At 69.3% G+C, this 24,192-nt stretch carries 26 protein-coding genes; 25 read left to right on the plus strand and 1 reads right to left on the minus strand.

Features of this window, described 5'->3' with window-relative positions:
- Positions 1-37: 37 nt before the first annotated feature.
- The 13 genes from DCI01S_RS05255 to tuf all read left to right on the plus strand — a co-directional run bounded on the left by DCI01S_RS05255 (position 38) and on the right by tuf (position 16,228).
- Positions 38-856, plus strand: coding sequence for a TIGR03084 family metal-binding protein (locus DCI01S_RS05255; protein WP_061228282.1), 819 nt, complete (start codon positions 38-40; stop codon positions 854-856).
- On the plus strand, positions 853-2,694 hold the full coding sequence (locus tag DCI01S_RS05260) for an acyclic terpene utilization AtuA family protein (RefSeq protein WP_061228283.1): 1,842 nt from the start codon (positions 853-855) through the stop codon (positions 2,692-2,694). Before DCI01S_RS05255 ends, DCI01S_RS05260 begins: the two co-directional genes overlap by 4 nt.
- Positions 2,691-3,893, plus strand: a complete 1,203-nt coding sequence (locus tag DCI01S_RS05265; RefSeq protein WP_174521528.1) for an acyl-CoA dehydrogenase family protein — start codon at positions 2,691-2,693, stop codon at positions 3,891-3,893. The genes DCI01S_RS05260 and DCI01S_RS05265 overlap by 4 nt, the downstream gene beginning before the upstream one ends.
- Positions 3,890-5,488: an acyl-CoA carboxylase subunit beta gene (locus DCI01S_RS05270; RefSeq protein WP_061228284.1), complete on the plus strand. Its 1,599-nt coding sequence runs from the start codon at positions 3,890-3,892 to the stop codon at positions 5,486-5,488. The genes DCI01S_RS05265 and DCI01S_RS05270 overlap by 4 nt, the downstream gene beginning before the upstream one ends.
- An 11-nt stretch (positions 5,489-5,499) precedes the next feature.
- A complete protein-coding gene (locus DCI01S_RS05275) occupies positions 5,500-7,569 on the plus strand; it encodes an ATP-binding protein (protein ID WP_061228285.1) in 2,070 nt (689 codons plus the stop codon).
- A 5-nt stretch (positions 7,570-7,574) separates the two neighbouring features.
- Entirely contained in the window at positions 7,575-8,756 is a 1,182-nt protein-coding gene (locus DCI01S_RS05280) for an acyl-CoA dehydrogenase family protein (protein ID WP_061228339.1), read from the plus strand.
- A 97-nt stretch (positions 8,757-8,853) separates the two neighbouring features.
- Complete coding sequence (locus DCI01S_RS05285; RefSeq protein ID WP_061228286.1) at positions 8,854-9,636, plus strand: enoyl-CoA hydratase family protein; 783 nt, start codon at positions 8,854-8,856, stop codon at positions 9,634-9,636.
- Between the two features lie 79 nt (positions 9,637-9,715).
- On the plus strand, positions 9,716-10,849 hold the full coding sequence (locus tag DCI01S_RS05290) for an NDMA-dependent alcohol dehydrogenase (RefSeq protein WP_061228287.1): 1,134 nt from the start codon (positions 9,716-9,718) through the stop codon (positions 10,847-10,849).
- 11 nt (positions 10,850-10,860) lie between these two features.
- Complete coding sequence (locus DCI01S_RS05295; RefSeq protein WP_061228288.1) at positions 10,861-11,511, plus strand: TetR family transcriptional regulator; 651 nt, start codon at positions 10,861-10,863, stop codon at positions 11,509-11,511.
- A gap of 200 nt (positions 11,512-11,711) precedes the next feature.
- Positions 11,712-12,083: a 30S ribosomal protein S12 gene (gene rpsL / locus DCI01S_RS05300; protein ID WP_007628148.1), complete on the plus strand. Its 372-nt coding sequence runs from the start codon at positions 11,712-11,714 to the stop codon at positions 12,081-12,083.
- Complete coding sequence (gene rpsG / locus DCI01S_RS05305) at positions 12,083-12,553, plus strand: 30S ribosomal protein S7 (protein ID WP_061228289.1); 471 nt, start codon at positions 12,083-12,085, stop codon at positions 12,551-12,553. The genes rpsL and rpsG overlap by 1 nt, the downstream gene beginning before the upstream one ends.
- 196 nt (positions 12,554-12,749) lie before the next feature.
- Positions 12,750-14,861: an elongation factor G gene (gene fusA / locus DCI01S_RS05310; protein ID WP_061228290.1), complete on the plus strand. Its 2,112-nt coding sequence runs from the start codon at positions 12,750-12,752 to the stop codon at positions 14,859-14,861.
- Between the two features lie 176 nt (positions 14,862-15,037).
- Positions 15,038-16,228 (plus strand): elongation factor Tu, encoded by a 1,191-nt coding sequence (tuf, locus tag DCI01S_RS05315; RefSeq protein WP_061228291.1) that lies wholly within the window; start codon positions 15,038-15,040, stop codon positions 16,226-16,228.
- A gap of 110 nt (positions 16,229-16,338) precedes the next feature.
- Here the strand turns inward: tuf and DCI01S_RS05320 are convergent, their stop codons facing one another.
- A complete protein-coding gene (locus DCI01S_RS05320) occupies positions 16,339-16,611 on the minus strand; it encodes a hypothetical protein (protein ID WP_061228292.1) in 273 nt (90 codons plus the stop codon).
- A gap of 563 nt (positions 16,612-17,174) precedes the next feature.
- On the opposite strand from DCI01S_RS05320, the gene rpsJ reads away from it, so the two are divergent.
- The 12 genes from rpsJ to DCI01S_RS05380 all read left to right on the plus strand — a co-directional run bounded on the left by rpsJ (position 17,175) and on the right by DCI01S_RS05380 (position 24,183).
- On the plus strand, positions 17,175-17,480 hold the full coding sequence (gene rpsJ / locus DCI01S_RS05325) for a 30S ribosomal protein S10 (RefSeq protein WP_003938093.1): 306 nt from the start codon (positions 17,175-17,177) through the stop codon (positions 17,478-17,480).
- A 52-nt stretch (positions 17,481-17,532) separates the two neighbouring features.
- Positions 17,533-18,198 (plus strand): 50S ribosomal protein L3, encoded by a 666-nt coding sequence (gene rplC / locus DCI01S_RS05330; RefSeq protein WP_061228293.1) that lies wholly within the window; start codon positions 17,533-17,535, stop codon positions 18,196-18,198.
- The gene (rplD, locus tag DCI01S_RS05335; RefSeq protein ID WP_061228294.1) at positions 18,195-18,884 is read left to right on the plus strand and encodes a 50S ribosomal protein L4; all 690 of its coding nucleotides are present in this window, start codon (positions 18,195-18,197) and stop codon (positions 18,882-18,884) included. Before rplC ends, rplD begins: the two co-directional genes overlap by 4 nt.
- A complete protein-coding gene (gene rplW, locus DCI01S_RS05340) occupies positions 18,881-19,183 on the plus strand; it encodes a 50S ribosomal protein L23 (protein WP_007628130.1) in 303 nt (100 codons plus the stop codon). Before rplD ends, rplW begins: the two co-directional genes overlap by 4 nt.
- 31 nt (positions 19,184-19,214) lie before the next feature.
- The gene (gene rplB / locus DCI01S_RS05345; RefSeq protein WP_061228295.1) at positions 19,215-20,051 is read left to right on the plus strand and encodes a 50S ribosomal protein L2; all 837 of its coding nucleotides are present in this window, start codon (positions 19,215-19,217) and stop codon (positions 20,049-20,051) included.
- 14 nt (positions 20,052-20,065) lie between these two features.
- Entirely contained in the window at positions 20,066-20,347 is a 282-nt protein-coding gene (gene rpsS / locus DCI01S_RS05350; protein WP_007628126.1) for a 30S ribosomal protein S19, read from the plus strand.
- Positions 20,344-20,772 carry a 50S ribosomal protein L22 gene (gene rplV / locus DCI01S_RS05355; RefSeq protein ID WP_061228296.1) on the plus strand — a complete coding sequence of 143 codons (429 nt, stop codon included), beginning with the start codon at positions 20,344-20,346 and terminating at the stop codon, positions 20,770-20,772. Before rpsS ends, rplV begins: the two co-directional genes overlap by 4 nt.
- Positions 20,773-21,591 (plus strand): 30S ribosomal protein S3, encoded by an 819-nt coding sequence (rpsC, locus tag DCI01S_RS05360; RefSeq protein ID WP_007628122.1) that lies wholly within the window; start codon positions 20,773-20,775, stop codon positions 21,589-21,591.
- Positions 21,592-21,593: 2 nt separating this feature from the next.
- Positions 21,594-22,010 carry a 50S ribosomal protein L16 gene (rplP, locus tag DCI01S_RS05365; RefSeq protein ID WP_007628120.1) on the plus strand — a complete coding sequence of 139 codons (417 nt, stop codon included), beginning with the start codon at positions 21,594-21,596 and terminating at the stop codon, positions 22,008-22,010.
- Positions 22,010-22,240, plus strand: coding sequence for a 50S ribosomal protein L29 (gene rpmC / locus DCI01S_RS05370; protein WP_007628118.1), 231 nt, complete (start codon positions 22,010-22,012; stop codon positions 22,238-22,240). Before rplP ends, rpmC begins: the two co-directional genes overlap by 1 nt.
- Complete coding sequence (gene rpsQ / locus DCI01S_RS05375) at positions 22,237-22,533, plus strand: 30S ribosomal protein S17 (protein WP_174521529.1); 297 nt, start codon at positions 22,237-22,239, stop codon at positions 22,531-22,533. The genes rpmC and rpsQ overlap by 4 nt, the downstream gene beginning before the upstream one ends.
- Positions 22,534-22,707: 174 nt before the next feature.
- Positions 22,708-24,183 carry an alpha/beta hydrolase gene (locus DCI01S_RS05380; protein ID WP_244881659.1) on the plus strand — a complete coding sequence of 492 codons (1,476 nt, stop codon included), beginning with the start codon at positions 22,708-22,710 and terminating at the stop codon, positions 24,181-24,183.
- Positions 24,184-24,192 lie beyond the last annotated feature (9 nt).

Genomic DNA, 24,192 nt, shown 5'->3' on the forward strand with positions numbered 1-24,192 from the left:
GCTTGCTTTTTTTGTGGCGGGGTGTCATCGTGATCACATGACGAACCCCGAGACCTCCGTCACAGAGGATCCGCACGCGGCCCTCGCCGCGCTCAGCGCCCGACTGGACGAGCTCGTCGAGGCCGCCGGCGTCGACGGCTGGAACATCGACACCCCGGCCGCGGGCTGGGACATCGGCCTGCAGATCGCTCACCTGGCCTGGACCGACGAGGTCTCGGTCACCGCCATTCGCGACGCGGACGCCTTCCGGTCGGTCGTCGAGAAGGCCGAGGCCGACCCGACCGGCTTCGTCGACGCCGGCGCCGCCGAGGTCGCGGCCACCGGCCGCGACGAGGTCCTCGCGCGCTGGCGCCTGGCCCGTGGCGAGCTCGCCGACGCCCTCAAGGCGGCGGACCCGGGCGAGAAGATCCCGTGGTTCGGGCCGCCTATGCGTCCCAAGTCGATGACCACCGCGCGGATCATGGAGACCTGGGCCCACGGGGTCGATGTGGCCGACGCGCTCGGCGTCCCGGTCGACTCCGACCCGGCGTTCGTGGGAGCCCTCCCGCACGTCGCCCGGCTGGGATGGAAGACCCGCGCCTTCGCCTACATGATGAACGGCCTCGAGGCCCCCGCCTCAGAGGTGTACGTCGCGCTCGCGCAGGCCGACGGCACCGTCGTCGAGTTCGGCCCCGCCGACGCCGAGCAGCGCGTCACCGGGCCGATCCTCGACTTCTGCCTGCTGGTCACCCAGCGCGTCCACCGCGAGGACACCGCCCACGAGGCGGTCGGCGCCGAGGCCGAGGAGTGGCTGCGCATCGCCCAGGCCTTCGCCGGCCTCCCCGGCGGCGGCCGCGAGAAGGGAGCGCGGGCATGACCGGGTCCACCCCACCGGCGCCGCGCCGCGTCGGCCCTGAGTCGACGGTGCCCCCGCTCCGCGTCGGCAACATGTCCGGGTTCTACGGCGACCGCATCTCCGCGATGCGCGAGATGCTCGAGGGCGGCGAGCTCGACGTCCTCACCGGCGACTACCTGGCCGAGCTGACCATGCTCATCCTGGGCCGGGACCGGCTGAAGAGCGCCGAGCTCGGCTACGCCAAGACGTTCCTCCGCCAGCTCGAGGACTGCCTCGGGCTCGCGCTCGAGAAGAACGTGAAGATCGTCGCCAACGCGGGCGGCCTCAACCCGGCCGGACTGGCCGACGCGATCCGCGAGCTGGGTACGCGCCTCGGACTGTCGCCGGTCGTCGCGCACGTCGAGGGCGACGACCTCATGTCCAGAGTCTCTGACCTCGACATCCCGGCCGACGCCGGCGTCCCCGTCACCGCCAACGCCTACCTCGGTGCGTTCGGCATCGCGCGCTGCCTGGACGCGGGCGCGGACATCGTCGTCACCGGTCGCGTCACCGACGCCTCTGTCATCGTCGGGCCGGCCATCAGCCACTTCGGCTGGGGCCGCGACGACCTCGACGCGCTCGCCGGCGCCACGGCCGCCGGTCACGTCATCGAGTGCGGCACCCAGGCCACCGGCGGCAACTACGCGTTCTTCGACCGCGGCGAGATCGCCGACCTCACCCGACCGGGGTTCCCCATCGCCGAGATCTCCGCCGACGGCACCTCGATCATCACCAAGCACGCCGACACGGGCGGCGCCGTGACCGTCGGCACCGTCACCTCCCAGTTGCTGTACGAGGTCACCGGCGCGCGGTACGGCGGCCCCGACGTCGTCACCCGCCTGGACACCGCCGTGGTGGAGCAGGAGGGCACCGACCGCGTCCGCATCTCCGGAGTCCTCGGCGAGCCCGCCCCGCCCACCACCAAGGTGTCGGTCACGTGCCTCGGCGGATTCCGCAACGAGGTCACGTTCCTGCTCACCGGCCTCGACATCTCCGACAAGGCCGCCCTGGTCGAGCGGCAGTTCCGCGCGGGCCTCGAGCGGGAACCCGCCCAGCTCGACTTCCGTCTGCACCGGACCGACCACCCCGACGCCGACACCCAGGCCGCCGCGACGGCCATGCTGACCATCGTCGCCTGGGATGCGGACCCCGACGTTGTGGGCCGGGCGTTCTCCGACGCCGCCGTCGCGATGACGCTGTCCAGCTACCCCGGGGCCACCCCGAGCGGACCGCCCGGCCGCGGCGGACCGTACGGCGTCTACATCCCCGCCTACCTCCCGCAGACCGAGGTGCCGCACGTGGCCGTGCTCCCCGACGGCACCCGCGTCGACATCGAACCGCCGCAGCGGACGCAGGAGATGGGCGACGGCCACACCTCTGACGGGCTCGGCGCCGACGGGGCCCCGCTCGACGCCTACGTCCCGCCCTCCGGCCCGGTCCGCCGTCGCCCTCTCGGCGACGTTCTCGGCGCCCGCTCGGGGGACAAGGGCGGTACGGCGAACATCGGGCTGTGGGCCGGTGACGAGGAGGCCTACCGCTGGATGCTGGCCACGCTCACCGTCGACGAAGTCCGCCGCCTGCTGCCCGAGGCCGCCGACTTGCCGATCGAGCGCTACGAGCTGCCGCGCCTGCACGCGGTGAACTTCGTCATCGACGGTCTTCTCGGCAAGGGCGTCGCCCACGGCTACCGCTGGGACCCGCAGGCCAAGGGGCTGGCCGAGTGGCTGCGCTCCCGACACGTCGACATCCCCGACTCCCTCACCGCCCCCGTGCCCACCACCGCCGATGCCGCCCGCGCGGCCGCCGAGGAGAACGCGTGACCATCCCACGCAGTACAGCCCCCACCATCCCACCGCACGTCCCCGGGGACCCCTGGTACACCGACGAACGTCTCGCCCTGCGCGAGACCACGACTCGCTTCGCCGAGCGTGAGATCCTGCCGCACCAGGATGAGTGGGAGGCCGCTGGAGCGATCCCCCGCGACCTGCACCGCGCGGCCGGGGAGCTCGGCCTGCTCGGCGTGTCGTTCCCGGAGGAAGTCGGCGGCGGCGGGGGAGACATGCGCGACTCGGTCATCGTGTGCGAGGCCCTCCACGAGGCCGGCGTGTCCGGCGGGGTCTTCGCCTCCCTGTTCACCTGCGGCATCGCCACCCCGCACCTCGCCCAGTCCGGACGCCCCGATCAGATCGACCGGTGGGTCCGCCCCACCCTGGCCGGCGAGATGATCGGCTCCCTGGCCATCACCGAGCCCGGCGGCGGGTCGGACGTCGGGCACCTGACCACCGCCGCGCGCCGGGACGGCGACCACTTCGTGGTCAACGGGGCCAAGACGTACATCACCTCCGGTACCCGCGCCGACTTCGTCGTCACCGCGGTCCGCACCGGCGGCGAGGACCTACCCGGGGCGTCCGGCGTCAGCCTCCTGGTCATCCCCACCGACACCCCGGGATTCCACCGATCGGCCCCGCTGGAAAAGCTGGGCTGGCGCGCCTCCGACACCGCGGAGATGACCTTCGCCGACTGCCGGGTGCCGGTCGAGAACCTCGTCGGCGAGGTGAACGAGGGGTTCGCCCAGATCGCCATCGGCTTCGTGGGCGAGCGGATCGCGCTGGCCGCCCAGGGCTACTCCCACGCCCAGCGCTGCCTCGACCTCACCCTGGCCTGGGTCCGCGAACGCGAGACTTTCGGCCGCCCGCTGCTGTCGCGCCAGGCCGTGCAGAACACGGTCACCGAGATGGCCCGTCGTGTCGACGTGGCCCGCACCTACACGCACCGGTGCGCCGACCTCGCCGTCGCCGGGCACGACGCCATCGCCGAGGTCTGCTTCGCCAAGAACACCGCCGTCGAGTGCGCCGAATGGGTCGCGGGCCAGGCGGTGCAGCTCTTCGGAGGGTTCGGCTTCATGGCCGAGTCCGAGGTGAGCCGCCAGTACCGCGACGTCCGACTCCTCGGCATCGGCGGCGGCACCACCGAGATCCTCACCACCCTCGCCGGACGACGTTTGGGGTACACGGCATGACCATCCTGCGGTCCACACTGGACACCACTAGCGCCGAGTTCGGCGCAGCGAGAGAGGCGATGGAGGGCAAGCTGGACCAGCTCGCCACCGACCTCGAGCCGGCACTGGCCGGTGGCGGCGAGCGCAAGGTCGCCCGCCACCGCGAGCGCGGCAAGTTCACCGCCCGCGAGCGGATCGACATGATCCTCGACCGCGAGTCGCCCTTCCTCGAACTGTGCGCGCTCGCCGCGTGGGGCTCGGACTTCCAGACCGGCGCCTCCGTGGTCGCCGGCATCGGGGTGGTCTCCGGCGTCGAATGCCTGCTCATCGCCAACGACCCCACGGTCAAGGGCGGCACCTCCAACCCCTGGACCCTACGCAAGATCCTCCGACTCAACGACGTCGCCATGAAGAACCGGCTCCCGGTCATCAGCCTCGTCGAGTCCGGCGGCGCCGACCTGCCCACGCAGAAGGAGGTCTTCGTCCCGGGCGGCGGCCTGTTCCGTGACCTCACCCGGCTGTCCAAGGCCGGCATCCCCTCCATCGCCGTCGTGTACGGCAACTCCACCGCCGGCGGCGCCTACGTGCCCGGCATGAGCGACCACGTCGTCATGATCGAGGAACGGTCCAAGGTCTTCCTGGCCGGCCCTCCGCTGGTCAAGGCCGCGACCGGGGAGATCGCCGACGAGGAGACTCTCGGTGGCGCCGACATGCACGCTCGGGTCTCCGGGCTCGCCGACCACCTCGCCGTCGACGAGTCCGACGCCGCGCGCATCACCCGCGGCATCGTCCGCCGCCTCAACTGGACCAAGGCCGGGCGCGCACCGCGCGCCGACGTGGTCGAGCCGCTCTACGACGCCGACGAGCTCCTGGGCATCGTGCCCGACGACCTCAAGATCCCCTTCGACCCGCGCGAGATCATCGCCCGCATCGTGGACGGCTCGGACTTCGACGAGTTCAAGCCCCTCTACGGCGCGAGCGTGTGCACCGGGTGGGCCGAGATCCACGGCTACCCGATCGGCATCATCGCCAACGCCCGCGGCGTGCTCTTCAGCGAGGAGGCCCAGAAGGCCACGCAGTTCATCGAACTGGCCAACCGCTACGACACCCCGCTGCTGTTCATGCACAACACCACGGGCTACATGGTCGGCTCGGAGTACGAGCGCGGCGGCATCATCAAGCACGGCGCCATGATGATCAACGCGGTCTCCAACTCCGAGGTCCCGCACCTGTCTCTCATCACGGCCGCGTCCTACGGCGCCGGCCACTACGGGATGTGCGGCCGCGCCTTCGACCCGCGGTTCCTCTACTCCTGGCCCAGCGCCAAGTCCGCGGTGATGGGCGGCCAGCAGCTCGCCGACGTCGTCACCTCGGTGGCGGCCGCCGCGTCGGCCGCCCGTGGAGAGGAGATGGACCCCGAGACCATCGAGGGGCTCAAGGCGGCGATCGCCGACCAGATCGAGTCCGAGTCGTTGCCGGCGTTCCTGTCCGGGATGCTCTACGACGACGGCGTCATCGACCCCCGAGACACCCGGACGGTGCTGGGCCTCAGCCTGTCCGCGATCCACTCCGGAGAGGTCGCCGGAACCGACCGCTTCGGCGTCTTCCGGATGTGAGGAACGAGACCATGAGCACCACACCCATCACGTCCGTCCTGGTGGCCAACCGCGGCGAGATCGCCCGGCGCGTCCACCACACCGCCCGCGCGCTCGGGATGAGCACCGTCGCCGTCTTCTCCGACGCCGACGCGGACGCGCCCCACACCCGCGAGGCCGACGCGGCGGTCCGGCTGCCGGGAAACACCCCGGCCGAGACCTACCTGCGCGGTGACCTGGTCATCGCCGCGGCGCAGGCGGCCGGCGCCGATGCGATCCACCCCGGATACGGCTTCCTGTCCGAGAACGCCGGGTTCGCCCGCGATGTGATCGCGGCAGGGCTGACCTGGGTCGGGCCGCCGGTCGCCGCGATCGAGGCCATGGGCTCCAAGATCGAGGCCAAGAAGATGATGGCCGCCGCGGGCGTGCCGATGCTCACCGACCTCGAACCCGCCGACGTCACCTCCGACATGCTCCCCGTCCTGATCAAGGCTTCCGCCGGTGGCGGTGGTCGTGGCATGCGCGTCGTCCGCACCCTCGACTCGCTGCAGGACGAGATCGCCGCCGCGCAGCGCGAGGCCGGGTCGGCCTTCGGCGACGACGCGGTGTTCTGCGAGCGCTACCTCGAACGCGGCCGACACATCGAGGTCCAGGTCATGGCAGACGCCCACGGCACCGTCTGGGCGGTCGGGGAGCGCGAGTGTTCCATCCAGCGCCGCCACCAGAAGGTCATCGAGGAGGCCCCCAGCCCGCTCGTCGAGCGCACCCCCGGCATGCGGGAGAAGCTCTACGAGGCGGCGCGGCACGCCGCCGCCGCGATCGGGTACACCGGCGCCGGCACGGTGGAGTTCCTGGCCACCGACGACGGCGAGTTCTTCTTCCTCGAGATGAACACCCGCCTCCAGGTGGAGCACCCGGTCACCGAGGCCACCACCGGTCTGGACCTCGTCGCCCTTCAGTTCGACGTGGCCGCGGGCCTGCCGCTGCCGTCGGCCGAGCCCCCGGCCGCCCACGGCTGGTCTCTCGAGGCCCGCCTGTACGCCGAGGACCCCGCGAACGACTACACGCCCGGGACGGGGACCCTGTGGGCGCTGGACGTCCCCGGCGTCTCGTCATGGTTCTCCGGGCCGCACCGCCCGGGCATCCGCCTGGACAGCGGCGTCGAGCCGGGCCCCGGCGGCGCCCTCATCGGCGTGCACTACGACCCCATGCTGGCCAAGGTGATCTCCTACGGTCGCACCCGCGCCGAGGCCCGTGCCTCCCTCGCCGGAGCGCTCGCCCGCGCGAAGGTGCACGGCCTGACCACCAACCGCGCGCAGCTCGTCCGCGTACTGCGTCACCCCGAGTTCGTCGCCGGCAACCTGTCCACCGCGTTCCTCGACGACCACGGCGCCGGGGCGCTGGCCGCGCCGCTCGCCGACGCCGAGGCGGTGCGGATCTCCGCCCTGGCCGCTGCCGTCGTCTCCGGCACCGCCGAGCACGCCGCCGGCCCGGTCGCTCTGGCGCAGCCAGGCTTCCGCAACGTCGGTCGCGCCCTTCAGAAGCGCACCTTCCGGGTCGGCGAGGACGAGCTCGAGGTGAGCTACCTCCGCGACCGCTCGGGCCCCCGCCCGGTCGGCGAGCTCGCCGACGTCGTCGGCATCGAGGATGTGTCCGCCGACTCCGCCGTGCTCTCGGTCCGGGGGGTACGGCGGGTGTTCACCGTGGCGCGCTACGAGACCCCGGGCGCGGACACCGTCGTCGAGGTCGACTCGCCGCTCGGGCCCGTCTCGCTTGTCGAACCTCCGCGCTATACCGACCCGGCCGCCGAGGTCGCCGCGGGGTCGCTGCTCGCGCCCATGCCGGGTGCGGTCATCCGGGTGGCCGTCTCCGTCGGGGACACCGTCACCGCGGGCCAGCCCCTGTTGTGGATGGAGGCCATGAAGATGGAACACACCATCGCGGCCGCCGTCGACGGCATCGTCACCGAGCTTCCCGTGGAGGTCGGCACCCAGGTCGAGTCGGGAACGGTCCTCGCCGTCGTCACCGAACCCGGCACCGACACCCACGGCACCGACACCGACGACACCGACACCACCGATCCCACCACAGCCCAGGAGTGACCACGATGACCGACATCTCCCAGATCCCCAATCCCGTGATCGACACCGACGAGCAGGCCCAGCTCCGCAAGGTGGCCTATGACCTGGGCTCGCGCTACGGGCTCGAATACATGCGATCGAAGTCCGACGCGGGGGAGACCACCGACGAGTTGTGGACCGAGGCCGGCAGGCTCGGCCTGCTCGGCGTGAACCTGCCCGAGGAGTACGGCGGAGGCGGTGCCGGCATGACCGAGCTCGCGATCGTCGAGGAGGAGCTCTCCGCCGCCGGCGCCGGGCTGCTCATGATGGTCGTCTCGCCCGCCATCAACGGCACCATCATCTCTCGCTTCGGCACGGAGGAGCAGAAAAAGCGCTGGCTGCCCGGCATCGCGTCGGGCGAGACCATCACGTCGTTCGCGATCACCGAACCCGACGCCGGCTCCAACTCACACGCCATCACCACCACCGCCCGCCGCGACGGCGCGGACTTCCTCATCAGCGGTCAGAAGACCTACATCTCCGGCGTCGACCAGGCCGATGCCATCCTCGTCGTGGCCCGGCTCGAGGGCTCCGCCTCGGGCCGACTCGAGCCGGCGCTGTTCATGGTCCCCACGGACGCGCCCGGGCTGGAGAAGACCCACATCCCCACGGAGGTGCGTACGCCGGAGCGGCAGTTCCAGCTGTACTTCGACGACGTCCGCGTACCCGCCGAGGCGCTCATCGGCGACGGCGACACCGCCCTGCTCATGCTGTTCGCGGGCCTCAACCCCGAGCGCATCATGGCCTCCGGCATGGCGTGCGGCACCGCTCGCTTCGCCCTGGACCGGGCCACGAAGTACGCCAACGAGCGGGCGGTGTGGAAGACCCCCATCGGCGCGCACCAGGGCGTCGCCCACCCGCTCGCGCAGTGCAAGATCGAGCTCGAACTCGCGCGGCTGATGATGCGCAAGGCAGCCGCCCTGGTCGACGCCGGCCGCGACGACCTCGCCGGGGAGGCCGCGAACATGGCCAAGTACGCCTCCGGCGAGGTCTCGGCCCACTCGGTCGACCAGGCCATCCAGACCCTCGGCGGCAACGGACTGTCGGTCGAGTACGGCCTGGCGGGGATGCTCGCCGCGTCCCGGCTGCCCCGGATCGCGCCCGTCAGCCGGGAGATGATCCTCAACTACGTCGCCCAGCATTCGCTCGGGCTGCCGAAGAGCTACTGAGGGGCGTGACATGAGTGACCAGGCGATGAGTCATCAGGCCCGGAGTGATCAGGCCCGAAGTGATCAGGCCCGGAGTGATCGGGCCGGGGGCGACCGGATGCTGGTGCGCTACGAGGTCTCCGGCGGTGCCGCCCGCCTCACCCTCGACTCGCAACACAACCGGAACGCCATCTCCACGGCTCTCGTCGAGCAACTCCACGCCGCGCTCGAACGCGCGGCCGGCGAGGACGCCGCGCGGGTGGTCGTGCTCGGGCACGCGGGCGGCACGTTCTGCGCCGGGGCGGACCTCTCGGAGGCCTCGGCCGCCGCTCCGGAGAGCAGTCCGCAGGAGCAGGCGGCCGAGCGGACCCGGATCTTCCTGGGCCTGCTGCGGGCGATCGTGTCCCATCCCAAACCCGTGATCGCGGCCGTCGACGGTCATGTCCGTGCGGGCGGGATGGGGCTGGTGGCGGCATGCGACTTCGCGCTGGCCGGCCCGGCTTCGACGTTCGCACTGACCGAGGTCCGCCTCGGCCTCGCCGCGGCCATGATCTCGGTACCGCTGGCCGCGCGCGTGAACTCGCGTGACCTCACCCGGGCACTGCTGACGGGGGAGAAGTTCGATGCCGCCCACGCGCGTTCCATCGGTCTGCTCTCCGAGGCGGTCGACGATCTCGACGCCGCCGTCGCCGAGCTCGTCGCGGCGTTCGGGCCCTGCTCCCCACAAGGCCTCGAGGAGAACAAGGCCCTGCTCAGCGCACCGTTGCTCGCCGAGCTGGATGCACGGGGCGAGGACCTGGCGGGCGTCACGGCCCGCCTGTTCGGCACCCCCGAGGTCGCCGAGGGGATGACGGCGTTCCTGGAACGCAGACGGCCCTCCTGGGAGGCGGAGTCGGAGTAGGTTGAACTGTGACACTGGTCACGTGACTAGTGCCACGTCACTCTTTCTCACTCACCCTTTCTCTTCTGAGGAGGCGCGAATGCGCACCAAGGCCGCCATCATCCGGGAGCCGAAGCAGGACGGCTGGGAGATCGTCGACGTCGACATCGACGATCCCCAAGCCGGGGAGGTCCAGATCAGGCTGGCAGCGTCAGGTCTCTGCCACTCCGACGAGCACCTGCTCACGGGGGACCTGCAGTTCGAGTCGTATCCGATCATGGGCGGTCACGAAGGTGCCGGTGTGATCACCAAGGTGGGGGAGGGGGTGATCGGACTCGAGGAGGGCGATCACGTGGTCCTGGCCTTCATCCCCGCCTGCGGTACCTGTCCGCCCTGTTCCGAAGGCCTGCAGAACCTCTGTGACAACGGCGCCGGCCTGCTCAGCGGGCGGGCCATCAGCGACGGCGGGTACCGGGTCCACACGGCCGACGGAACCGATGTCGCCACGATGTGTGTCCTCGGCACGTTCGCGCCCCACGTCACCGTGCACCAGTCGTCGGTCATCAAAATCGAGAAGGACATCCCCCTGGACAAGGCTGCCCTGCTCGGGTGCGGCGTGTGCACGGGCTGGGGATCGGCCACGGAGATCGGCGGCGCCAAGGAGGGCGACATCGTCGTCGTCGTCGGCGTGGGCGGCATCGGCGTCAACTCCGTGCAGGGCGCGGCGGCCGCCGGAGCGCGCGCCATCGTCGCGGTCGACCCCGTCGAGTTCAAGCGTGAGAAGGCCGTGGAATTCGGCGCGACCCACACCTGTGCCTCGATGGACGAGGCGATGGGGCTGGTGGGGGAGATCAGCTGGGGCCGGATGGCCGACCTCGTCATCCTCACCATGGGCGTTGTCGAGGGCAAGGATCTGCTCCCGGGGCTGCTGCTCACCGGCAAGGGGCGACGGTGCGTGGTGGTGGGGCTCGGCGACATGAACGCGGTCGACGCCCAGATCTCAATACTTGACCTGGCGATGCAGCAGAAGACCCTGCAGGGGGCCATCTTCGGCGGCACCGGCCCGCGCAAGCAGATCCCGCACCTGCTGCACCAGTACCGGGCGGGCAACCTCAAACTCGACGAACTCATCACCAAGACGTACCGGCTCGAGGAGATCAACCAGGGTTACCAGGACATGCGCGACGGCAAGAATCTTCGCGGTGTGATCATCTACGACGAGCAGGACTGGTAATAGGAGGACGCATGACGGCACCAGAGCAGCGCGTGCCCAAGCAGGACCGCAGCCGCATCACGCGGGAGCGACTGCTCGGTGCCTCCATCGACCTCCTCGCCACCCAGGGGTGGGCGGCGACCACCGTCGGAGCGGTGGCCGCCGCCGCCGGCGTCTCACGGGGCGCCGCCCAGCACCACTTCCCGACCCGCGAGGACCTCATCACGGCCGCGCTCGGTCACATGATCGAGCAGCGCATTTCCGACGTCCGACGGGGCGGGCTCGATCTGCCCGAGCCCGGGCCCGAGCGGACCGTCGCCGTGGTGGGGTTCATCGTTCAGCACTACACCTCGAACCTGTTCAAAGCCGCCCTGCACGTGTGGACCGCCGCGGCGAGCGATCCGGCGCTCCGTGACCGGGTCCTGCCCCTCGAGAACCACATGTCACGCGAGGTGCTGGCCATCGCCGCGGCGGCACTCGGTCGGGACGCCGCCGACGTCCGCGTGCGACGCGGGCTCCAGACCACCCTCGACCTCGCCCGCGGGCTCGGCCTCGCCGACGTCCTCTCGGACGACTCCGAGCGGCGTGAGAAGATTGTGCGGTTCTGGGCGCAAACCCTCGACGGCGTCCTCGAGGAGACCCCCGAGTCGCCGTCCGGGGATGTCGCGAACGCCTCATTTTGACCGTCACTCCTCCGGGCGGTTAGGCTTGACCATCGTGCTCGCAGTATGCGAGCTGGAGGATCGTGCCCTGTAGGCCAGCGAGAGCGGCTGACGAGGTCGCCCGTGCGCGGCGACAGGTGCGCGAGAGTCCGGATACGAGCCATGTCCCAGAGACCGGTGGTCGCCCTCGACGGAGGCCGCCAGCTAGAGAAAGTCGGTTCATGCCAACCATCAACCAGCTGGTCCGCAAGGGCCGCCAGGACAAGAAGTCGGCGACGTCGACGGCTGCCCTCAAGGGTTCGCCTCAGCGTCGCGGCGTGTGCACCCGCGTGTACACCACGACCCCCAAGAAGCCGAACTCCGCGCTCCGTAAGGTCGCCCGTGTGCGCCTGACCAGCGGCGTCGAGGTCTCCGCCTACATCCCCGGCGAGGGCCACAACCTGCAGGAGCACTCGATGGTGCTCGTGCGCGGCGGTCGTGTGAAGGACCTCCCGGGTGTCCGTTACAAGATCATCCGCGGCTCGCTCGACACCCAGGGTGTGAAGGACCGCAAGCAGGCCCGCTCCCGCTACGGCGCCAAGAAGGAGAAGTAATGCCTCGTAAGGGTCCCGCCCCGAAGCGCCAGCTCATCAACGACCCGGTCTACGGGTCGCCGCTGGTCACCCAGCTCGTGAACAAGATCCTCCTCGACGGTAAGAAGACCACCGCCGAGCGCATCGTCTACTCGGCGCTGGAGATCTGCCGCGAGAAGACCGGAACCGACCCGGTCATCACCCTCAAGAAGGCCCTGGACAACGTCCGCCCGGCCCTCGAGGTCCGCTCCCGTCGTGTCGGCGGCGCCACCTACCAGGTGCCCGTCGAGGTCCGCCCCGGGCGTTCGACGACCCTGGCGATGCGCTGGCTGGTGACCTTCTCCCGGCAGCGTCGCGAGAACACGATGGTCGAGCGTCTCGCCAACGAGATCCTGGACGCCGCCAACGGCCTGGGTGCCGCGGTCAAGCGTCGCGAGGACACGCACAAGATGGCCGAGGCCAACCGGGCGTTCGCGCACTACCGCTGGTGATCCGGTGGGGCCGTGGCCGGGGCGGTGTCGGGAACGACCCCCCCGGCCAGGGTCCCGCGGTCACCCGCCGGGTGGCATCATTGAACAAGGCCCGTACCGGCCGCACCGAGTGCGGGTACCGGCAGTAACACCGACCCGGTTCGGACGGTCGACACCGACCGCACGGGCCACCGACGACTCACAATCGGGAGAATCCGTGGCACAGGACGTGCTGACCGACCTCAACAAGGTCCGAAACATCGGCATCATGGCGCACATCGACGCCGGTAAGACCACCACGACCGAGCGCATCCTGTTCTACACGGGTGTCAACCGCAAGGCCGGCGAGACCCACGACGGCGCGTCGACCACCGACTGGATGGAGCAGGAGAAGGAGCGCGGCATCACGATCACCTCGGCCGCGGTGACCTGCTTCTGGAACGACAACCAGATCAACATCATCGATACCCCGGGTCACGTCGACTTCACAGTCGAGGTCGAGCGCTCGCTCCGCGTGCTCGACGGCGCCGTCGCCGTCTTCGACGGCAAGGAGGGCGTCGAGCCCCAGTCCGAGCAGGTCTGGCGCCAGGCCGAGAAGTACGACGTCCCCCGCATCTGCTTCGTCAACAAGATGGACAAGCTGGGTGCGGACTTCTACTACACGGTCCAGACCATCATCGACCGTCTCGGCGCCAAGCCGCTGGTCCTGCAGCTGCCGATCGGTGCCGAGGACCAGTTCGACGGCATCGTCGACCTGCTCACCATGAAGGCCCACGTCTGGCCGGGTAAGACCGAGATCGGCGCCGAGGCGCAGATCCAGGACATCCCGGCCGAGCTCCAGGAGAAGGCCGAGGAGTACCGCGAGAAGCTCCTCGAGACCGTCGCCGAGAGCAGCGAAGAGCTCATGGAGAAGTACTTCGGCGGCGAAGAGCTCACCCTCGACGAGATCAAGGCGGCCATCCGCAAGATGACCGTCAACTCCGAGGTGTACCCGGTCCTGTGCGGTTCCGCGTACAAGAACAAGGGCATCCAGCCGATGCTCAACGCGGTCATCGACTTCCTCCCGACCCCGCTCGACATCGGCGAGGTCCACGGCCACAAGGTCGGCGACGAGGAGACCGAGATCCTCCGGAAGCCGTCCAAGGACGAGCCGTTCTCCGCGCTGGCGTTCAAGATCGCCGTGCACCCCTTCTTCGGTAAGCTCACGTTCGTGCGCGTCTACTCGGGTCGGGTCGAGCCGGGTGCCCAGGTCGCCAACTCGACCAAGGGCAAGAAGGAGCGTGTCGGCAAGCTCTTCCAGATGCACGCCAACAAGGAGAACCCGGTCGACGAGGCCGTGGCCGGCAACATCTACGCCTTCATCGGACTCAAGGACACCACCACCGGTGACACGCTGTGCGACCTGAACGACCAGGTCGTCCTCGAGTCGATGACGTTCCCGGACCCGGTTATCGACGTCTCCATCGAGCCCAAGACCAAGGCCGACCAGGAGAAGCTGTCGACCGCCATCCAGAAGCTCGCCGAGGAAGACCCCACCTTCTCCGTGCGCCTGGACGAGGAGACCGGTCAGACGGTCATCGGCGGCATGGGCGAGCTGCACCTGGACGTCCTCGTGGACCGTATGAAGCGCGAGTTCAAGGTCGAGGCCAACGTCGGCAAGCCGCAGGTCGCGTACCGTGAGACCATCAAGGGCTCGATCGACAAGTACGACTACACCCACAAGAAGCAGACCGGTGGTTCCGGTCAGTTCGCGAAGGTGCAGATCGCGCTCGCGCCGCTCGATCAGGAGGCCGTCGAAGAGGGCGAGACCTACCAGTTCAGCGACAAGGTCACCGGTGGCCGCGTCCCCAAGGAGTACATCCCCTCCGTGGACGCCGGTATCCAGGACGCGATGCAGTACGGCATCCTCGCCGGGTACCCGATGGTCAACATCAAGGCCACCCTGGTCGACGGCGCGTACCACGAGGTGGACTCGTCCGAGATGGCGTTCAAGGTCGCGGGTTCGATGGCCTTCAAGGAGGCCGCCCGTAAGTGCCAGCCCGTGATCCTGGAGCCGCTCATGGCCGTCGAGGTCGTGACGCCGGAGGACTACATGGGTGACGTCATCGGCGACCTCAACTCCCGCCGCGGCCAGGTCAACGCGATGGAGGAGCGCTCCGGCGCCCGCGTCGTGAAGGCCAACGTGCCGCTTTCCGAGATGTTCGGCTACGTCGGTGACCTCCGGTCGAAGACGCAGGGCCGGGCCAACTACTCGATGGTCTTCTCCCACTACGCCGAGGTCCCGGCGAGCGTGGCCAAGGAGATCATCGCCAAGGCGACCGGCGAGTGACCGGTACGGCTCCGGTGCGTCTGTGAAGGCGCGCCGGGGCCGATGCCGGCGGCGCACGGTCGAACCTCCGGGTGGCCGCCGGTTCGTGCCTCACGGCACGATGAGTAAGATCAGACCCCACACAATGCAGTGCCCACCTCGACGGGTGGGGACAGACCAGTCCAGGAGGACAACAAGTGGCGAAGGCGAAGTTCGAGCGGACGAAGCCGCACGTTAACATCGGCACCATCGGTCACGTCGACCACGGTAAGACCACCACCACCGCGGCCATCACCAAGGTTCTGGCGGACACCTACCCCGAGCTCAACGACGCCTTCGCGTTCGACGAGATCGACAAGGCGCCGGAGGAGAAGGCTCGTGGCATCACGATCAACATCTCCCACGTCGAGTACCAGACCGAGAAGCGTCACTACGCGCACGTCGACGCCCCCGGTCACGCCGACTACATCAAGAACATGATCACCGGTGCCGCCCAGATGGACGGCGCGATCCTGGTCGTGGCGGCCACCGACGGCCCGATGCCCCAGACCCGTGAGCACGTGCTGCTCGCCCGTCAGGTCGGCGTGCCCTACATCCTCGTCGCCCTCAACAAGTGCGACATGGTCGACGACGAGGAGATCCTCGAGCTCGTCGAGATGGAGGTCCGCGAGCTGCTGGCCTCGCAGGAGTTCGACGAGGACGCCCCCGTCGTGCACATCTCGGCGCTGAAGGCGCTCGAGGGTGACGAGAAGTGGGTCCAGGCCGTTCGTGACCTCATGCAGGCCTGCGACGACTCGATCCCCGATCCCGAGCGTGAGACGGACAAGCCGTTCCTCATGCCCGTCGAGGACGTCTTCACGATCACCGGCCGTGGCACCGTCGTCACCGGTCGTATCGAGCGTGGCCGGATCAACGTCAACGAGGACGTCGAGCTCATCGGCATCCGCGACAAGGCCACCAAGACCACCATCACGGGCATCGAGATGTTCCGTAAGCTGCTCGACTACGGCGAGGCCGGCGACAACGTCGGTCTGCTGGTGCGTGGCCTCAAGCGTGAGGACGTCGAGCGCGGCCAGGTCGTCATCAAGCCGGGCGCCTACACCCCGCACACCACGTTCGAGGGTCAGGCGTACATCCTGTCCAAGGACGAGGGTGGCCGTCACACGCCGTTCTTCAACAACTACCGCCCGCAGTTCTACTTCCGTACCACGGACGTGACCGGCGTCGTGACCCTCCCCGAGGGCACCGAGATGGTCATGCCGGGCGACAACACCGAGATGAGCGTCGAGCTCATCCAGCCGGTCGCGATGGACGAGGGCCTGCGGTTCGCCATCCGTGAGGGTGGCCGCACCGTCGGCGCCGGCCAGGTCACGAAGATCATCAAGTGATCGAGTGATCCCACGGCGCGGGTGAGCAACTCGCGCTACTCGTGAAGGGCGTCCCACCAAGAGGTGGGGCGCCCTTCACGCATTCGCTGGCGGCGGTGGTCCCGAGTCGATCATCGTCGGCGGCCCAGGATGCTCATGGCGACGGACAGGCCGACCGCGGCGACCCCCGCGAACGCCGTGACGGCGACCGCGGCGACCTGTTCGGCGCTGGCGCCGTGATCGCCGCGACCGGCGCCCACCACGCCGTGTCGCCTGTCGACCTCTTCGAGAGCGCGCAGGAGCGCGTCGGGATCGCCGCCCTTGTCGGGATGATGGCGGAGGACGGCCTGCCGCCTGTCCCTTCGATAGGCGACCGGGTCACGGGGTTCACGTCGACTGTTCACGGGCAGATCTCCTAGTGGGCGGACGCGGTCGTTGATCTCCCCGACGGTACCCACATCAGCATGCCCGACGCGGCGATGTCCGGGCTGAGGCGGTGCGGGAGTAAGGCGTCGGGCCCGCCGATTTTGCCCTCGGCCACGATGTACTGCATACTGGTCGAGTTGCCCGGACAAGGCGGCGTCTGCGTATGGGTCCTCAGGGATCGGTGCGCTGGGTCGGGTTGGCCGGGCGAGCACGACAGTGGCGGGTGAGCGATCACCCGCCGGGAAAGCGGGAGGGCGACACGCCCGACTGCGTGGACGCGTCGTGACACGTCAACAGCGGCAGCGGATCGGTCCGCCGTCATCCTCGCCTCGCGCGAGTGTGCGGCATCCCGTCCTCTGGGGGTCTCGTAGTCGTGTCACGTGTGTGCACGGGGGAGCCCTCCACGACGGGCACCGATGCACGGGACCGGGTTATCGACGGTCTGACGGTGTCACGTATGACAAGCGAACACAGTAGTGTCCCCGCGCGGCGAGGGCGCTCACGACAGCCGCCTTCACGGGCGGGAGGAGAAGAGGACGAAGTGGCGGGACAAAAGATCCGCATCCGGCTCAAGGCCTATGATCACGAGGCCATCGACGCATCGGCGCGCAAGATCGTCGAGACGGTGACCCGTACGGGTGCTCGTGTCGTCGGCCCCGTGCCGCTGCCCACCGAGAAGAACGTCTACTGCGTCATCCGCTCGCCGCACAAGTACAAGGATTCGCGTGAGCACTTCGAGATGCGTACCCACAAGCGGTTGATCGACATTCTCGACCCCACGCCGAAGACCGTGGACGCGCTCATGCGCATCGACCTGCCTGCCAGCGTCGACGTCAACATCCAGTGACCTCCGACCGCGTAGCGGTCAGCAAGCAACGTGCAGCGGAGACAGTGAACAGATGAGTAACACCGAGATCAAGGGCATCCTGGGCGCCAAGCTCGGCATGACCCAGGTCTTCGACGAGAACAACCGGGTGGTCCCGGTGACCGTCGTGAAGGCCGGGCCGTGCGTCGTGACCGGGATTCGTACCGAAGAGAACGACGGCTACAACGCCGTCCAGATCGCGTTCGGCGCGATCGACCCCCGCAAGGTCACCAAGCCGGTCGCGGGTCAGTTCGAGAAGGCCGGGGTCACCCCGCGCCGGCATATCGCCGAGATCCGGCTCGACAACGCCGAGCAGGCCTCCGGCTTCGAGATCGGCCAGGAGATCGGCGCCGACGTGTTCGAGGACGGTGCCTTCGTCGACGTCACCGGCACGTCGAAGGGCAAGGGGTTCGCCGGCACCATGAAGCGCCACGGCTTCGCTGGTCAGGGCGCCTCGCACGGTACCCAGGCGGTGCACCGTAAGCCCGGTTCCATCGGAGGCGCCTCGACGCCCGGCCGCGTCTTCAAGGGCAAGGCCATGGCCGGCCGCATGGGCAACGAGCGTGTGACCACCATGAACCTCAAGGTCCACAAGGTTGACGCCGAGGCCGGCGTCCTCCTCATCAAGGGAGCCATCCCGGGTCGCAACGGCGGCCTCGTGATGGTCCGTTCCGCTGTGAAGGGCGGTGCGCGCGCATGACCACGACGGAGAACACCGTGAACCTCAAGCTGGATGTCCGTACCCCAGCCGGCTCGACCGACGGCTCGGTCGAGCTCCCCGCCGAGATCTTCGGCGTCGAGCCCAATCTGCCCCTGATGCACCAGGTCGTGGTGGCCCAGCTCGCCGCGGCGCGCCAGGGCACCCACTCGACCAAGACCCGCGGCGAGGTCCGCGGCGGCGGTCGTAAGCCGTTCCGCCAGAAGGGCACCGGCCGCGCCCGTCAGGGCTCGACCCGCGCCCCCGCCTACACCGGCGGCGGCACGGTCCACGGCCCCAAGCCGCGCGACTACTCGCAGCGCACGCCCAAGAAGATGAAGGCCGCCGCTCTGCGTGGCGCCCTGTCCGACCGGGCCGCCAGCGAGCGTATCCACGTGGTCACCGAGTTCGTCGAGGGCCAGAAGCCGTCGACCTCCGGTGTCCGTGACTTCCTCGGCACCCTGTCCGACCGGAAGAAGTTCCTGATCGTCGTCGGCCGCGAGGACCTCGCCGCGTGGCGCTCCGCCGCCAACCTCGATCATGTCCACCCGATCGCTCCGGATCAGCTCAACACCTACGACGTCCTGAACGCCGACGACGTCGTGTTCTCGGTCGAGGCTCTGGACGCGTTCGTCACGCAGGCGAGCCGTTCGCTCGCCGGCAAGGCTGCGAAGGAGGCCGACAAGTGAGCACCGTCGCCGATCCCCGGGACGTGATCCTCGCCCCGGTCGTCTCCGAGAAGGCATACGGCCTGCTCGAGCAGGGCGTGTACACGTTCCTGGTGGCCCCGGACGCCAACAAGACGCAGATCAAGATCGCCATCCAGGAGATCTTCGGCGTCACGGTGGAGTCCGTGAACACCGCTAACCGTCAGGGCAAGCGCAAGCGCACCCGCACCGGGTACGGACAGCGCAAGAGCACCAAGCGCGCCATCGTGACCCTCGCGGCCGACAGCAAGCCCATCGAGATCCCGGGTCTGACCGCCTGAGGGCGGGAAGAGTTAAGGACGAGAGAACCTCATGGCTATCCGCAAGTACAAGCCCACGACCCCCGGTCGTCGCGGCTCGAGCGTCTCGGACTTCGCCGAGATCACCCGCTCGACGCCCGAGAAGTCGCTGTTGCGCCCGCTCAGCAAGACCGGCGGCCGTAACGGCCACGGCCGCATCACCACCCGCCACAAGGGCGGTGGGCACAAGCGTCAGTATCGTGTCATCGACTTCCGTCGGAACGACAAGGACGGCGTGCTCGCCACCGTGGCGCACATCGAGTACGACCCGAACCGCACCGCGAACATCGCGCTCCTGCACTACGCGGACGGCGAGAAGCGCTACATCCTCGCCCCCCGCAACCTCAAGCAGGGCATGAAGGTGGAGTCGGGCGCAGGCGCCGACATCAAGACCGGCAACAACCTGCCGCTCCGCAACATCCCCGCCGGCACGGTCGTGCACGCGGTGGAGCTGCGCCCGGGCGGCGGCGCCAAGATGGCCCGCGCGGCCGGCGCCGGTATCCAGCTGCTCGGCAAGGAGGGCACCTACGCGTCCCTGCGTATGCCGTCCGGTGAGATCCGCCGGGTCGACGTGCGCTGCCGCGCCACGATCGGCGAGGTCGGCAACGCCGAGCAGGCCAACATCAACTGGGGTAAGGCCGGCCGCATGCGGTGGAAGGGCGTCCGCCCGACCGTCCGTGGTGTGGTCATGAACCCCATCGACCACCCGCACGGTGGTGGCGAGGGCAAGACGTCCGGTGGACGTCACCCCGTCAGCCCGTGGGGCCAGCCCGAGGGCCGGACCCGCAAGCCCAACAAGGCGAGCGACAGCCTCATCGTCCGTCGCCGTCGCACCGGTAAGAAGCGCTAAGGAGGGAAACTAGGATGCCTCGTAGTCTCAAGAAGGGTCCGTTCGTCGACGAACACCTCCTCGCGAAGGTGGACGTGCAGAACGACAAGGGCACTCATCAGGTCATCAAGACCTGGTCGCGTCGCTCGACGATCCTGCCCGATTTCATCGGCCACACGTTCGCCGTCCACGACGGCCGCAAGCATGTGCCCGTGTTCGTGTCCGACTCGATGGTGGGTCACAAGCTCGGCGAGTTCGCGCCGACGCGCACGTTCAAGGGGCACATCAAGGACGATCGGAAGAGTAAGCGTCGATGAGCACTGACACCCAGAAGAACGACGCGCAGGCCGAGCAGAAGCTCACCGCCCGCGCCACCGCTAAGTTCGTCCGCGTCACGCCCATGAAGGCGCGTCGTGTGATCGACCTGGTCCGAGGCAAGGACGCCTCTGACGCGCTGGACATCCTGCGGTTCGCCCCGCAGTCCGCCAGCGAGCCGGTCGCCAAGGTTCTGGCGTCGGCGATCGCGAACGCCGAGAACAACCTGGATCTGGATCCCCGGACCCTGGTCGTCACCACGGCGTACGCCGACGAGGGGCCGACCCTGAAGCGGTTCCGTCCGCGCGCCCAGGGCCGGGCCTTCCGCGTGCGGAAGCGCACGAGCCACATCACCGTCGAGGTGACCAGCGTGCCCGAGAAGGCCGGATCCGGCCGGGGACGTCGTAACCAGGGAGGTGCCCGCTAAATGGGACAGAAGATCCATCCGCACGGCTTCCGTCTGGGCATCACCTCGGACTGGACGTCCAAGTGGTTCGCCGACAAGCAGTACGCCGACTACGTGTCCGAGGACATCAAGATCCGCCAGCTCCTGTCGAAGGGCATGGAGCGGGCCGGCATCTCGGGCGTGGACATCTCGCGTACCCGTGACCGAGTCCACGTGGACATCCACACCGCCCGTCCCGGCATCGTGATCGGTCGTCGTGGCGCCGAGGCCGACCGCCTGCGTGGCGAGCTCGAGAAGCTCACCGGCAAGCAGGTCCACCTCAACATCCTCGAGATCAAGAACACCGAGGCCGACGCCCAGCTCGTCGCCCAGGGCATCGCCGAGCAGCTGTCCAACCGCGTCGCCTTCCGCCGCGCGATGCGCAAGGGCATCCAGTCCGCCATGCGCCAGCCGCAGGTCAAGGGCATCAAGGTGGTCTGCTCGGGCCGTCTCGGCGGTGCCGAGATGTCCCGCTCGGAGCGCTACCACGAGGGCCGCGTCCCGCTCCACACCCTGCGTGCCGAGATCGACTACGGCACCTACGAGGCCAAGACGACCTTCGGTCGCATCGGCGTCAAGGTGTGGATCTACAAGGGCGACGTCGTGGGCGGTCGCCGCGAGTCCGACCAGTACGCCCAGTCCAGCAACCGCGGTGGCGCTGACCGTGGCCCGCGCCGCGAGCGCGGTGCCGGCCGGCCCCGTCGCTCCGGCGCCCAGGGCACCACGGCCACCAGCACCGAGACCGGCCGCGCCGGCTCGGCTGCCCCGGCCGAGGCGCCCGCAGAAAACAAGGAGGCCTGACCGTGCTGATCCCGAAGCGCGTCAAGCACCGCAAGCAGCACCACCCCGGCCGCAGCGGTGCGGCCAAGGGCGGCACCAAGGTGACGTTCGGTGACTACGGCATCCAGGCCCTCGAGCCGGCGTACGTCACCAACCGTCAGATCGAGTCCGCTCGTATCGCCATCAACCGCCACATCAAGCGTGGTGGCAAGGTCTGGATCAACATCTACCCGGACCGTCCGCTGACCAAGAAGCCCGCCGAGGTCCGCATGGGTTCCGGTAAGGGCTCGGTCGAGTGGTGGGTCGCCAACGTCAAGCCGGGGCGCATCCTCTTCGAGATGTCGTACCCGAACGAGGAGACCGCTCGCGAGGCGCTTCGCCGCGCGCAGCACAAGCTCCCCTGTAAGACCCGCATCGTGACCCGGGAGGAGCAGTTCTGATGGCTAGTGGAACCACCGCCCCCGAGCTGCGCGAGCTCGACGCGGAAGCGCTGACCGCGCGTCTGCGTGAGGCCAAGGAAGAGCTGTTCAACCTGCGCTTCCAGATGGCCACCGGTCAGCTGACCAACAACCGTCGCCTGCGTGTCGTCCGTCACGACATCGCTCGCATCTACACTGTCATGCGCGAGCGCGAGCTCGGGCTGTCGGCGGCGCCGGGTGATGCCAAGTGAGTGACAAGGAAGCAGTTGTGACTGAGTCCAACGAGAACACCGAGCGCAACAGCCGCAAGGTGCGGATCGGGTACGTCGTGTCCGACAAGATGGAGAAGACCATCGTCGTCGAGCTCGAGGACCGCGTGAAGCACCCGCTGTACGGCAAGATCATGCGACGTACGGAGCGCGTCAAGGCGCACGACGAGACCAACACCGCCGGTGTCGGCGACCGCGTGCGGATCATGGAGACCCGCCCGCTGTCCGCCTCGAAGCGGTACCGCCTCGTGGAGGTCCTGGAGCGCGCCAAGTAGGTCCGCCCCGCTCCACACGAGCAACCCGCCCCTGGGATTCCCGGGGGCGGGTTGTTCGCATTTGTCACATGAGTAGACGCTGATACGACGGGGAACGTACTGTGTCATCGGCCCGGGTACGGACCGGAGCCTCACACACGACAGCGACATCGCCCAGCCAGGACAGGACGCCACATGACCGTACGAGTGGATAATCACCAGCGGAAGGAAGTGCGAGCCGGGGCCGCCCGCGGATTGCGCGCCCTCGCCGCGTCGGCAGCCGCGGTGGCTCTGATCGCCGGCGGGGCCGTGCCGGCCGCCGCGCAGAGCCCCGACGCCGGATCGATCGGGCCGGGGTCCGTCGACCCTGCGTCCCTGGCGCCGAGCGTCGTGCCCGGGAGCCTGTTCGGGGTACCGTCGCTGAGTATTGCCGCCTCGACCCATCTCGGCGCGCCGATCCCGTTGACGGGCGTCCTCGGATCACTCGCGGACGCCGGGTCCGGGGATTTCGCCCGCCCCGGCAGCTCGCTGCCGCCCGGGCAGCCGATAGCGGTCCGCGACAAGTCGATCACCCGGTCCGAGGTGCGGAGCATAGATCCGCTCTTCCCCGCGTCCCCACACGAGGTCGACGGGCGCGCCGAGGTCTGGACGGTCACGTCGGCGACGATGCAGCGGGTCGTGCGGGTGGAGGTCTACCGCGCTCCCGCGGGCGTCGACGCCCCCAACGTCTACTTCCTCGACGGTGTGGGCAGCGAGTCCCCCTCGGGCTGGAGCGGTGGCATGGGCTGGGGCGATCCGGCCGTGCGCGACCTCGACGTCAACGTGATCGCGCCGACCGGCGCTCCGTCATCGATGTGGTCCGACTGGCGGACCGACGATCCGGTCCTCGGCCCCAACAGCTGGGAGACGTTCCTGACCGAGGAGCTGCCGCCGCTGCTCGAGCAGGGTCTCGAAGGCACCGCCGACGGGCTCGCGCACAACGGGGACTGGGGCGTGTTGGGCGTCTCGATGGGGGCGGCGTCGGCGCTCCACCTGGCCAACTCCACTCCGGAGATGTTCAGCGGGGCCGGGGGAGTGTCGGGTGCCTATTCGACACTGGACGAGCTCGGGTACCAGTACGCCCGTCTGACCGTGGCCGCCCGCCACGGTGAGGTGACCAACATGTGGGGACCACGGGGATCGCAGGCGTGGGAGGACCACGACACGGTCGCCGACCCGAGCGGGCTGGCCGGACAGTCCGTGTTCCTCAGCGCTGCCACCGGGCTCGTCGGATCGACCGAGCTGGGGTACTTCGGGAGTAACGAAGTCGTGCTGCTCGACGGCCACATCCTCGAGAAGGGGTCCTACGAGAGCACCCGCGCGCTCGAGGGCGCACTGCGCGGGGTCCCGGATGTCGATCTGCAGGTCGTCTACATGGACGCGGGTATCCACAACTGGCCGACCTTCGTCCCGCAGATGCTTCCGGGGCTGCAGCACATCCTCTCCGGGCTCGATGCCGCCGTTCCCAACTCGCGGGCCACGACCGGGGGAGTGGCGGATCGCGAGCACAGCCCGCTCGGCTCCCTGGGCTCGGCCGGCTCGGCCGGCTCTTCGGGCGGGACGGGCTCGGCCGGCGCCTCCGGATCGCTCCGCACGGTGGGCGGCGGCTCGGCGGGGTCGGGCGGCAGCTGACCGGGATTT

The organism is Dietzia cinnamea NBRC 102147 (assembly GCF_001571065.1).
Classification (GTDB): domain Bacteria; phylum Actinomycetota; class Actinomycetes; order Mycobacteriales; family Mycobacteriaceae; genus Dietzia; species Dietzia cinnamea.